At 65.4% G+C, this 12,293-nt stretch carries 10 protein-coding genes; 8 read left to right on the top strand and 2 right to left on the bottom strand.

Annotated features, from left to right (window positions below):
- Positions 1-15: 15 nt before the first annotated feature.
- A complete protein-coding gene (locus MRY80_RS26630; protein ID WP_293294824.1) occupies positions 16-660 on the bottom strand; it encodes a peroxiredoxin in 645 nt (214 codons plus the stop codon).
- 122 nt (positions 661-782) lie between these two features.
- Between MRY80_RS26630 and MRY80_RS26625 the strand changes: the two genes are divergently transcribed.
- From MRY80_RS26625 to MRY80_RS26605, 5 genes are all read left to right on the top strand, one after another.
- Entirely contained in the window at positions 783-1,688 is a 906-nt protein-coding gene (locus MRY80_RS26625) for a hydrogen peroxide-inducible genes activator (protein ID WP_293294822.1), read from the top strand.
- 259 nt (positions 1,689-1,947) lie between these two features.
- The gene (locus tag MRY80_RS26620) at positions 1,948-2,958 is read left to right on the top strand and encodes an amidohydrolase family protein (protein ID WP_293294820.1); all 1,011 of its coding nucleotides are present in this window, start codon (positions 1,948-1,950) and stop codon (positions 2,956-2,958) included.
- Positions 2,959-3,111: 153 nt separating this feature from the next.
- Positions 3,112-4,116: a TAXI family TRAP transporter solute-binding subunit gene (locus tag MRY80_RS26615; protein ID WP_293294818.1), complete on the top strand. Its 1,005-nt coding sequence runs from the start codon at positions 3,112-3,114 to the stop codon at positions 4,114-4,116.
- Between the two features lie 29 nt (positions 4,117-4,145).
- Entirely contained in the window at positions 4,146-6,023 is a 1,878-nt protein-coding gene (locus tag MRY80_RS26610; RefSeq protein WP_293294817.1) for a TRAP transporter fused permease subunit, read from the top strand.
- A complete protein-coding gene (locus MRY80_RS26605; protein WP_293294815.1) occupies positions 6,020-7,087 on the top strand; it encodes an amidohydrolase family protein in 1,068 nt (355 codons plus the stop codon). Before MRY80_RS26610 ends, MRY80_RS26605 begins: the two co-directional genes overlap by 4 nt.
- A gap of 45 nt (positions 7,088-7,132) precedes the next feature.
- Here the strand turns inward: MRY80_RS26605 and MRY80_RS26600 are convergent, their stop codons facing one another.
- Positions 7,133-8,479 (bottom strand): WecB/TagA/CpsF family glycosyltransferase, encoded by a 1,347-nt coding sequence (locus MRY80_RS26600; RefSeq protein WP_293294813.1) that lies wholly within the window; start codon positions 8,477-8,479, stop codon positions 7,133-7,135.
- 214 nt (positions 8,480-8,693) lie between these two features.
- Between MRY80_RS26600 and MRY80_RS26595 the strand changes: the two genes are divergently transcribed.
- From MRY80_RS26595 to MRY80_RS26585, 3 genes are all read left to right on the top strand, one after another.
- A complete protein-coding gene (locus tag MRY80_RS26595; protein ID WP_293294811.1) occupies positions 8,694-9,308 on the top strand; it encodes a response regulator transcription factor in 615 nt (204 codons plus the stop codon).
- 116 nt (positions 9,309-9,424) lie between these two features.
- Positions 9,425-10,987 (top strand): hypothetical protein, encoded by a 1,563-nt coding sequence (locus MRY80_RS26590; protein ID WP_293294810.1) that lies wholly within the window; start codon positions 9,425-9,427, stop codon positions 10,985-10,987.
- Positions 10,974-12,236, top strand: coding sequence for a hypothetical protein (locus MRY80_RS26585; RefSeq protein WP_293294809.1), 1,263 nt, complete (start codon positions 10,974-10,976; stop codon positions 12,234-12,236). Before MRY80_RS26590 ends, MRY80_RS26585 begins: the two co-directional genes overlap by 14 nt.
- Positions 12,237-12,293 lie beyond the last annotated feature (57 nt).

Genomic DNA, 12,293 nt, shown 5'->3' with positions numbered 1-12,293 from the left:
TCGTCGTCGGCCGGATCACAAGGTCCTGGTCGAAAAGTACCAGTCCCTGGTGTCGTAGCCCTCCGAGGCGCGGGCCTCGGCCGCAGCCACGGTGCCCGGCGTCGGAACGATCACCGGATCGCCCGGCTTCCAGTTTTCCGGCATCGCGCATTTGTTGGCGTCGGCGGTCTGCAGGGCGACGACGAGGCGGTGGATCTCGTCAACCGAGCGGCCCGCATTCATCGGGTAGTAGACCATGGCGCGCAGCACGCCGTTCGGATCGATGATGAAGGTTGCACGCACCGCCGCCGTGTCAGAGGCGCCCGGCTGGATCATGCCGTAGTCATGAGCGACCTTCATGTTCAGGTCGGCGATGATCGGGAACCCGATCTCGACGCCGAACTTCTCCTTGATCGAGAGCACCCAGGCGATGTGCGAGTAATGGCTGTCGATCGACAGGCCCAGAAGTTCGACGCCCATCGCCTTGAAGTCGTCCTGGCGCCTGGCGAAGGCGATGAATTCCGTCGTGCAGACCGGCGTGAAATCGGCCGGGTGCGAGAACAGGATCATCCATTTGCCCTTGTAGTCGCCGAGCGACTTCTCGCCGTCCGTGGTCAGGGCCTTGAAGTCCGGTGCGGGTTCGTTGAGCCGGGGGCCCTTGCGTTCGACAGTGTCGGTCATCGTCGTGTTCCTTTGTTCATCTGGTTGTCTTTTGCGTTTGCACGACGGATATGGGCCCTCTTGATTCATTTTAGAAACGAATTATTTTACTCACACTGATCGATAACCTGAATGCTAAAGTGATGATCCTGCCAAGCCTGCAACAGTTGCGCTTTCTCGTTTCGCTTGCCGACGAGCTGCATTTCGGCCGCGCGGCGGAAGCGTGCCACGTCACCCAGTCGACGCTGTCCAACGGCATCAAGGAACTGGAGGCGACGCTCGGCGTGTCTCTGGCGGAGCGGTCCAAGCGCTCGGTGCTGCTGACACCGGTCGGCGCGGAAATCGCCGACCGGGCGCGCCGGCTCCTCACCGACGCCGCCGAACTCGTCGATACCGCCAAACGCTTCTCCGGCACGCTGCGCGGTGACCTCAGGCTCGGCGCCATTCCCACCGTCGGCCCCTTTCTCATGCCGAAACTGATGCCACGGGTGCGCGAGCGGTTTCCCGAACTGCGCCTCTATGTCCGCGAGGAACTGACGGAATCCCTGATGGCCGGCCTCAGGGCCGGCCGCCTCGACGCGATCGTCTTCGCCCTGCCCTTCGATCATGAAGGGCTTGAGATGATCGACCTTTTCGACGACGACTACCAACTCGCCATGCCAACCGGCCACCGGCTGGCTGACCGTGACGCCGTCACCGGCGGCGATCTTGCCGGGGAGAAGCTGCTGCTTCTGGAAAAGGGCCACTGCCTGCAGCGCCACGCCCTGTCCGCGTTTCCGGACGCGCATGCGACCCAGGACGACAGCTTCGCCGCGACCAGCCTGATCACGCTCGTCTCCATGGTCGAAGAGGGTCTCGGGATCACGCTCCTGCCGCAATTGACGATCGATGCCGGCGTGGCACGCGGCGCGCGTGTGGCGCTGTCTCCGCTCGAGGGAGCCTGCCCGCGCCGCATCGTCCTGGCGTGGCGGAAGACGTCGGCGCGATCGGAGGAATTCGCACAACTCGCCGAGATCTTTCGCGCGGCCCGCGCCGACCTGCAGCCCTGACGAAGGGGCATCCCGGCGATGGCCGAACCCGGGCCAAGGGCATGCCCGGACGCCGCCGGATCGCTTTCCGGTGCACAAAATCGCAGTGAGGCGTTTCGCGTTCGGCATTTCCATGTATACAACACGGCACGCGCGCTTGGTTCCGGAACCAATCGAAAAGGCGGCTTGCCGCCGGGAACCGGGCGCAACGGGGAGACGGGGATTTTTCGCGATCGAGGGTTGAGCGAAACGTCTCCGGGATCGCAGGAGGAGGATTGCGGTGCGCAAGATCGACATTTTCAATCACATCTGGCCGACGCCGTTTTATGACGCATTGCGCGAGAAGATCGGCGAGATGACCCATATCACCCGGCGCTCGGAAGCCGTGCCGATGATGACCAATCTCGACCGTCGCTTCGAAGTGATGGACATGTTCGGGCCGGAGTATCAGCAGGTTCTCTCGCTGGCGTCTCCTCCGCTCGAATATCTCGTCGAGCCGGACGACGCTGCGGAACTCAGCCGGATCGGCGCAGACTCGATGGCCGATCTGTGCCGGCAATATCCCGACCGCTTCCCCGGTTTCATCGGCACCGCGCCGATGAGCAATCCGGACCGCCTCGTGGAGGAATGCCGCTACCAGGTCGAGACTCTCGGCGCTCTGGGCATGCAGATTTTCACCAATGTCAGCGGCAAACCGCTGGATTTGCCGGAATTCCTGCCCTTCTTTGAATACATGGCGGCGGCCGGCAAGCCGGTCTGGCTGCACCCCGCGCGCAGCGCGAAATTCACGGATTACCTGACCGAGGACGAGTCCCAATACGAGATCTGGTGGACCTTCGGCTGGCCCTACGAGACCTCGGCCGCGATGGCCCGCATGGTGTTCTCAAAGCTGTTCGACCGGTGCGAAGGCCTGAAGGTGATCACCCATCACGCGGGCGGCATGATCCCTTATTTCGAGGGGCGGGTCGGGCCCGGATGGGACCAGCTTGGGGCACGCACCACCGGCAAGAACTACCGGGAGATCCTGTCGGATCTGAAACGGCCGCACCTTGAATATTTCAAGGATTTCTATGCCGATACGGCGACGTTCGGCTCCCGCCGGGCGATCGAGCATGCGATCGAGTTCTTCGGCGAGGAGCACGTGCTGTTCGCATCCGACGCCCCTTTCGATCCGGAAGGCGGGCCGATGTATATCCGCGAGACGATCAAGATGCTCGAGGACGCCGACATCTCGGACGAGACGCGTCACAAGATCTATCACGGCAATGCCGAGCGACTGCTCGGTCTGTAGGGTCAAGAGATCTCGCGAGGCGCGCCGGCGGGGATCCGGCGCGGCCGCGCGGCCTGTTCGAAGGACCGATCGGAGATCACGGTTTTTTTCGACCGCAGGCTTTCATTGTATACGCGGGGTGGTAAATTCGCTCCGTTCATCAGGGAGGACAGCATGTTCAAGATAGTCAAGCTCGTTGCCGCTACGGCAACTGCAGCAATCGTCGGGCTCGCCGCGCATGGCGCGTCGGCGCAGAACCGGATCACGATCGGCACCAATCCGCAGGGATCGCTCTATTATTCCGTCGGCGGCGGCATGGCCGCGGCATTGCAGGAGGCGATGCAGCGCCAGGCGACTGTTCAGCCCTATGCGGGATCGACGGTCTATCTTCCGCTCGTGGCCAACGGCGAACTCACCGTCGGCATCAATTCCAGCGTCGACACCGGCGCGGTCTACAATGGCGAGCATGGCAATGCCGCGCAAAAGGACCTGCGCATGCTTGCCCGGCTCTGGCCGCTTCGCGTCGCCTTCGTCGTGCGCGCCGAGAGTGACCTGAAAGAGGTCAAGGATCTCAAGGGCAAGCGCGTCGTCACCGACTTCTCCGCGCTCAAGGCCGTGGGCCTCGTCAATCAGGCCATGATCCAGGCCGGCGGCCTCAGCCTCGACGACGTCGACGGCGTGACCGTTTCAGGTCTCGGACCGGGCATGGAGGCGCTGACCGAGGGCGATCTCGACGCGACCAGCATCGCGGTCGGCATCCCGCTCACCCAGCAGGCCCACGCTTCGATCCCGGGCGGCATCCGCTACCTGTCGATCACCGGCGACAATGCGACGAGCGAGTTCATCAACGAGATCTATCCGGGCACCTATCTCCTGCCGGTCGAGCCTTCGGCGCGCCTGCCGGAAGTCACCGAACCGGTGACCGTGGTCGGTTACGACGTGTTCCTGACGACCAGCGCATCGCTGTCGGACGAAACCGCGACCGCGATCCTGGAAGCGCTCTACGAAGCGTTCCCCGCGTTGCAGGAAGACTATCCGCCGATCCGCAGCGGCAGCCGCGACAAGTTCGCAGTTCCCTCCAACACGGTGCCCTACCATCCGGCGGCCGTGGCCTTCTTCAAGGAGAAGGGCCTCTGGACCGAGGAAAATGACGCCCGCGACGCCGCGGTCGCTCAGTAACACAACTCCAAACGTCCGAAGGGCGGCCTATGGCGAAGACCGTTCTAGCCGCAATCCTTCCGGTGCTCGGCATCCTCTGGATGATCGATGCGCCGGAATGGATCGGCTTTGTGCCGATTACCGAGCAATATCTCGCGCTCATGATCGGGATTGCGATCCCGGCCGGGCTTGTGGCGGCGCCGCTGCCCGGCAGGTGGCGCATTCTCGACTGGCTGCTCGGTCTGGCCGCCTTTCTCAGCTGGATCTGGCTGGCGCGCAACTACGAGGCCTGGCTCCTCGATCCGCTCAATCGCGGCCCCGAAAAATGGGTTCCGGCGATCTTCGCGATCGCCGGGGCACTTGAGGCGACGCGGCGCCAGTGCGGGCTCGTGCTCGCGGCACTCGCCGCGTGTTTCATGCTCTACGGCTTCATCGGCTGGATGGCGCCCGGCATCTTCGAGGCGGCCTATCTGACGCCCGCCCGCTATCTCCTTTATATCTACAACGACACCAACGGCATTCCCGGCCTGGTGATGAATGTCGGTGCCACGCAGATCCTCGGCTTCATCGTTTTCGGCGCCACGCTGACGGCGGCCGGAGGCAGCCGGATCATGACGGATCTGGCCATGGCGACCATGGGCCACCGTCGCGGCGGCCCGGCGAAAGTGGCGATCCTCGCCTCCTCGCTGTTCGGCACGCTGTCCGGCTCCACCGTTGCCAACGTGATGTCGACCGGGGTGGTCACCATCCCGATGATGAAGAAGTCCGGCTTCCCGGCCCGCTACGCCGCGGCGATCGAAGCGGTCGCCTCCAATGGCGGCCAGATCGCGCCGCCGGTGATGGGCGCGACCGCCTTCGTCATCGCGGAATTCCTGCAGGTCGCCTATACCGACGTGGTGATCGCAGCGGCGCTGCCGGCGGCCTTCTACTACTATCTCCTCTACCGGCAGGTGGACCGTTTCGCGGTCGCCCACGGCCTTGAGGGCGAGGCGCGCGAGAACCTTCCGCCGCTCGGCGGCAGCCTGATGAAGAGCTGGCCGCTATTGGTGCCGCTCGGCGTCCTGATCTGGTTCCTGTTCTTTCTCGGCTACTCGCCGGGCAAGGCGGCCCTCTATTCGGCCGGCGCGACCTTCCTTTTGCATCTCGTGGCAGCGCCCAAGGACGCGCCGCGGCTCGCGCTGATCCCGCAGATTGCCCGCGACTGCGGCGCGACGCTGATCCCGATCCTGCTCGTCTGCGCCATTGCCGGCATCGTCATCGGCACGATCAACATCACCGGGCTCGGCTTCGCGCTCACCCTGGCGCTCGGCAAGATCGCGGCCGTCGGCGGCGTGGTCGCGCTGCTCGCCGCCACGGCGGTGATCGCCATCATCCTCGGTGTCGGCATGCCGACGACCGGCGTCTATGTGATCGTCTCGGTGCTGCTCGCACCGGCGCTGGTCCGCCACGGCATCCCGATGATGTCGGCGCATCTGTTCATCTTCTATTTCGGGCTGCTGTCGATGCTGACGCCGCCGGTGGCGGTCGCCTCCTATTCCGCGGCCAGTATCGCCGGCAGCGACATGTGGCAGACCGGCGTCACCGGCGTTCGGCTGGCCGTCGTCGCCTATCTCCTGCCGTTCATCTTCGCCTTCAACCCGGCGCTGCTGATGCATGGAAGCTGGCTTGAAATTGCCGTCTCCTGCGTGACGGTGGCGGCCTCCGGCCACATCCTGGCCGAGGTGCTTGCCAACCGGCGCGCCTATGGCGGCGGCGCGATCCGCATCGGCGCCATGTTGCTGGCGCTTGCCATCGGCGGAAGCACCGCCGCTCTCGCCCCCGGCAGCATTCCGGCCATCGCCGTCGCGCTGGCCTCCATCCCGGTTGCCTACCTGCTTTCGCGTCTTTCGGCGCCCGTCCTTTCTACAGCCAAGGAGCCCACGCCATGACCGAACGATATCCGGCAATGCCCCCGAGAAACCCGTCGCCGCCCTACAAGCGGATCGCGACGGAGGAGGCCTGGCTGCCGCCGGAAATCATGGATCTCTACATCAAGGAGATCCAGGAGAAGAACATCAACGAGCCTGGCTTCAACCAGCTCTGGGGCTTCTTCACCGGTGATTCCGAGCTGGCGCGCAACCATCGCCGCCGCATCCAGTCGCTCGGCGACGACCGCATCGCCGACATGGATGGTTCGGGCATCGACATGCAGGTGCTGTCGCTAAGCTCTCCGGGCGTGCAGCTCTTCGATCCGGCCACGGCGACCGCGCTGGCGGCCAGCGCCAACGACCAGCTCGCCGAGGGGATCGCCAAGCATCCCGACCGCTATGTCGGTCTCGCCGCCTTCAGCCCGCTCGATCCGGACAATGCCGCCAAGGAACTGGAGCGCGGCGTCAGCAAGCTGGGCCTGCGCGGCGGCATCCTGAATTCGCACACGCTCGGCACCTATCTCGACGACGAGAAATACTGGCCGGTCTTCGAAGCCGCCGAGGCGCTGGACGTGCCGATCTACCTGCATCCCAACACCCCGTCGCCGCAGATGATCGAGCCGTTCCTCAACCGCGCGCTCGACGCCGCCGTCTACGGTTTTGCCTGCGAGACCGGGCTGCATGCCCTGCGCCTGTTGGTGTCCGGCCTGTTCGACCGCTTCCCGAAGCTGCAGATCATCCTCGGCCATTGCGGCGAGGCCCTGCCCTACTGGCTCTACCGCGTCGACTTCATGCACACCCGCATCTCGTCGACCGACCGTCATCCGAACGTGCGGCCGCTGAAGCGCCGGGCATGGGACTATCTGTGCGACAACTTCTACTACACCTCCTCGGGTGTGGGCTGGGCGCCGCCGGTGAAGTTCGTGCAGGACGTCGTCGGTGTCGACCGCATGCTCTACGCGATGGACTATCCGTGGCAGTTCGTGCCCGAGGAAGTCGGCGCGCTCGATGCGATGGACATCACCGAGGACGCCAAGAAGGCGTTCTTCGAGGACAACGCCCGCAAGCTCTTCAAGATCGCCTGACGGGCAGACGACCGCCGGCCGCTCCCGGGCGGCCGGCGCTTTGCGTCAATAGGCGCCGCGACCGCCCAGAACCGCCCGGGCCGTCAGGAGCATGATGGCGAGGTCGAGGAACACCGACTTCGAGCGCACATAGGCGAGGTCCATTTCGATCATCTTGTCGAAGCCGATCTCGGCGCGGCCGGCGACCTGCCAGATGCCGGTCAGGCCCGGACGGGTCGCGAGCCGGCCCAGGGCGGCCGCCGGATAGGCCTCCACTTCGGCCGGAAGCGCCGGGCGCGGGCCGACGACGCTCATCTCGCCGCGCAGGATGTTGATGAGCTGCGGCAGTTCGTCGATGGAATAGCGGCGCAGGATGCGGCCGACGCGGGTGATGCGCGGGTCGTTGCGCGCCTTGAAGCACACGCCCTTGCGATCGGTCAGCTTGAGGACTTCGGCGCGCCGCGCCTCGGCATCCACATACATCGTGCGGAACTTCAAGACCTCGAATGTCTTGCCGTTCTGGCCGACGCGCGTCTGGCGGAACAGGACCGGACCCGGACTGGTCAGTTTCACGGCCAGCCACACCGCCAGAAAGAGCGGGCTGAGCGCGGCCATCGCCGAACCGGCGACGGCGACGTCCAGCGCGCGATGCCGCCAGTTGCCGTTCGCCGTCTCGCGCCGGTTGCGCGTTGCCTCGGCAAGGGCCCGGCCGAGAAATGTCAGGTTTCCGACGAGATAGCGGCCGGCCATGCGGCGCGGCTCGACGGCAAGCCGCCACATCCACTCGCCGCCGAGCCGGCGCAGGAAGGACGGCGCGCGCGACACGCGGCCGGACCAGAAATCGAACTGGGCGCCGACGCCCATCACCAGCTTCGCGTTCAGGCGATGGCGGTTGCGGGCGATCCAGACATCCTGCTTCGGCACGCCGAGCGCCACGAGAACGATGTCGGCGCCGGTCCGGTTGATCTGCTCGATGACCGCACCCGTCTCACCGTCTTCGAAGAAGCCGTGCCGCGTCCCGGCCACGCGCAGACCCGGCACGCATTCCAAAGCCTTGCGAGCGGCCTTTTCCGCCACGCCCTCCTGGCTGCCGAGCAGGAACACCGACATGCCGCGCTCCGCCGCCTGGCGGCAGAGCGGCAGGAACAGGTCGGTTCCGTTCAGGTTCTCCTTGAAACGCCGTCCCGTCAGCCGCGCCGCGACCGAGACGCCGGACCCGTCCGGCAGGACGTGATCCGCCCGGCCGAGCGCCCAGCGATATTCCGGCGACTTCGCGGCGACATTGATGCAATGCGCGTTGACGAAGGCGGCGGTCTTCGGCTCGGACCCGTCGAGAAGCAGGTCCAGCGCCTCGTCCTGTCCGGCGCTGAGGATGTCGAGCGAGAACAGTCGGTGGGTTTCGATCGCGGTCATGGCAGTCTCCATTGTTCGTTGAGTGGAGCATGCCCTTGCCGCGGCCTCGTTTCACGCGTGCCGAAGGATAGACCGGCCGTCAGAGGCCGGCCATGATGGTCCATGGGAACAAATGCGGATATGCTTTCGGCTAGGTGTTATGCGCTTAAGCATTTACCGCGTGTCAGGTCTTTTGGACCATAAAAGCTCGCATTTACCTTGGGGGAGAGCCCGCATGAAGGTGCTTCTGGCAGATGATCACGAACTGGTGCGCGACACGATCTGCGCCTTTCTCCAGTCGGAGAAGGACATGGACGTGTCCGTGGCTGCCGATTTTGCCGAAGCCGCAGACATCATCACGCGCGCCGGCCCCTTCGATCTCGTCCTGCTCGACTACACCATGCCCGGTATGGACGGGCTGGAGGGCCTGAAAAAGGCGATGAAGCTGAATTTCGGCAGTCCCGTCGCGATCATTTCCGGCACGATCAACCGGGCCAATGCGGAAGAGGCGCTGGCGCTGGGCGCCGCCGGCTTCCTGCCCAAGACCATCGCCGCGAAATCGCTGATCCATGCCATCCGGTTCATGGCGGCCGGCGAGCAATACGCGCCGGTGCGCTTTCTCACCGAGATCGAGGAGGAACAGACGCATCCCCTGGCCGACAAGCTGTCGGCGCGGGAAATGCAGGTGCTCAAGGGCCTCGCCCACGGCCAGTCCAACAAGGAAATCGCCCGCGACCTCGACCTGCAGGAGGTGACGATCAAGCTGCATGTGAAGACGCTTTGCCGCAAGCTCGACGCGCGCAATCGAACCCATGCCGCGATGATCGCCAAGGAAGAAGGCCTGCTTTGACGCCTGACCTATCCTTTGGGATAGGCCGGCCCTGCTGCCGGACGGGCGCTTAGCCTTACGCCGCCCCGGACGCTTCGCGCGCATCGGCTAGGAAACCTCAACATTGGGGATCCGCCATGAACGCACCGCTGAATTTCGACACGCTCCCGCCCGGCGCGCCGGGCCGCGACGGCCGACGGAACACTGTGGGCAAGACCCGTGGCGCGTGGTCGACTCTTCGGCGTCTGCGCGACGCCACGCGCCTGAAACGCACATCGTTTCGCGGCCTGTCGTTCTGGCGCCTCCTGCGTGGCGGCCGGCTCAACGACGCGGGCCGGCTCCCCCGCTACGTCCTCGTCATCGGCGTCGTTCTGGCGTCGGTCTGGGTGCCGATCATCACCTATCTCAAGGTCGCCGCGCCGTCCTACACGTCCAGCGTTTCCCTGATCCTTCCCGGCACCGGCGTGTCCAGCTCGGTCAGCCTGTCCGAGATCGGCCAGGCCTCGACCTCGGCGAACTCGCCCTATGCGAGTTCCTCGGTCAGTCCGACGGTCACCTATCAAAAGCTCGTCCAGTCGCGCCGGGTGATCAGCATCGCGGCGCGCGACGCGAAGATCGACGAGGCGCAGTTCGGCCAGCCGCGCGTCAAGCTGGTCGACCAGACCAGCCTGATGGAAATCCAGATGAAGGGCGGCACGCCGGAAGAGGCGCGCCTCAAGACTGAGGCCGTGCTCGCCGCGTTCCTGACCGAACTGAAGGTCCTGCGGGACGACGAGATCCAGCGCCGCGAGGATTCCGTGACCGGGACCGTGCGCAAATACAAGGATTCGGTGGACACCATTCGCGACGAGATCAGCTCGCTGCAGATCACGACCGGGCTGAACTCGACCGATCAGTATGACGGCATCGTCGAGCGCAACGAGCAACTGATGTCGGCGATCGCCGACGGCCAGGCGCAGTTGGAACTGGTGAAGAACTCCGTATCGTCGCTGTCCGCCCTTCTGGAGATCGCGCCCGAGGCCGCTTCCAAGACGATCAAGCTGCACGCCGATCCCGAATATGGCGCCCATTCGGTGGCCCTGTCGGAGGCCGGCGCCAAGCTGGCGGAACTCGGCAACCTCTACGGCGCGCGCCACCCCGAAGTCGTGGACGCGCAGACGCGCGTCAACGGCCTGCGCTCCAAGATGCTCGGCCGCGCGATGCAGGTGACCGGGCTCGACGCGGAGACGCTTGAGCGTGGCCTCGACCGCACCGCCATCGGCGAACGCGGCGTCCTGCTGTCGCAACTCGTCTCCGAGGTCGCCAAGCGGGACGGTCTCGTCGCGCAACTGGCGAGCCTCGGCGAGAAGCTCGCCGTCAACAAGGCGCGGCTTGTCGAATTGTCGGACACCGCATCACGGCTGGAACGGCTCAACCGCGACTACAAGGTCGCCGAGGCGGTCTTCACCTCGGCGCTGGCACGACTCAACGTGTCGAAGACGGATGTCTTCGCCTCATATCCGATGGTCCAGATCGCCGAGCCGCCGAGCCTGCCCTGGGCGCCGTCCTCTCCGAACAAGATGCTGGCGATCGCCGCCGGCGTGATGGCCACGCTGTGCACGCTTGTCGGCCTCGTCCTGATCTGGGTTCGCCGGCCGGTGATCGACCTTCTGACCGGCGCGCGCCGCAAATCGGGCGGGACGCCGAATGAAGCGGCATAATCCGGCGGAATCCTTCGTCTACTGGGCGCTTGCCCTGACCTGGGCTTTCTACGCCTTGGGGGCGCTCTATCTGGTTGGCCCGGTCGTCGCCTGGCTTCTGGCCGGGATGGCCTTCCTGTCGCTCTATTTCGGCCCGGCGATGCGCGCGGATCTGCGCGCCACCGGGCCGGTGCCCTGGCTCGTCTGGCTCTGGTTTGCCGGCATGGCCGTGATGCTCGTCGCGCTCTGGCTCGGCCATGTCGACTGGGATCTCGGGATGAAGCAGACGATCAAGTCTTCGGTCGGCTGGGCGAAGGGCTGGGCGCTGATCGCCCTCTTGATCTTCGCCGGTGCGGTGCTGCCGATCAGGCGTTCGATCGTGGTGCGCGCGCAAGGCGTCGTGGCCCTTTGCACGCTCGCGCTCCTGCCGATCCTCTTCGCCGCTCCCCATCTCGGCCTGCCGGAAAAGATCTTCGTATCGCCACTGAAAGCGGCCGGCGGACCCGGTCCTGAATATTTCAGCGTCTATCTCTACACGCTCGACCCCGCCAGCTGGACGCCGCGCTGGCAGTTCTACGCCCCCTGGTCTCCCTTCGCCGGCCTGATCGGGGTCGTCACGGTCGCCTTCGCGCTGGAGGAGAAGGACCGCAAATGGCTGGTCATCGGCATCGCCGCCGGCCTCGCGATGATCCTCCTGTCGAAATCGCGCATGAGCCTCGTTGCGCTGGTGGTCTGCACCGTGACGCCGCGCATGATGCCGCTCGTGGCGCGCGGCTTCGCCTGGCAGCTGGCGGCCGTGTTCATGGCCTCCATGGCGGTGCTGGGCACGGCGGTGCTGCAATTCGTGCTCGACGGCATCTCCGCCTTCAAATCCGCCCGCGCCGACAGCACCCGCGTGCGTGAAACGCTGCAGCGCATCGCCTATGAACGCTGGCAGAGCGAAGCGATCTGGTTCGGGCACGGCACGGTGCAGCCCGGGCCGCATATCGTCGAATACATGCCGATCGGAAGCCATCACACCTGGTACGGCCTGCTCTTCGTGAAGGGCCTGACCGGCCTGTTCGCGCTGGCCGTTCCCATGATCACCCATTTCGCGGTGATCATCGCCGATTCCGTGCGCCACAGCCGCGGCCGCCTGCCGCTCTCGATCATGCTCACCCTGGTCATCCTGACCTTCGGCGAGAACCTGGAGATCGAAGCCTATCTGCTGTGGCCCGCTCTGCTGGTGCTGGGCATCCATCTGCGCGAGATGGATGGCGAACGCGCCTGAGCGAACCCGCGCCCGGCAGGATTGCGCCTCGCCGCACTGATCCAAACGAACAGGACC

This window comes from Oricola sp. (assembly GCF_022763245.1).
In the GTDB taxonomy this organism is placed as follows: domain Bacteria; phylum Pseudomonadota; class Alphaproteobacteria; order Rhizobiales; family Rhizobiaceae; genus Oricola.
The sequence above is the reverse complement of the archived record's forward strand: the minus strand, read 5'-3'. Positions and strand labels throughout refer to the sequence as shown.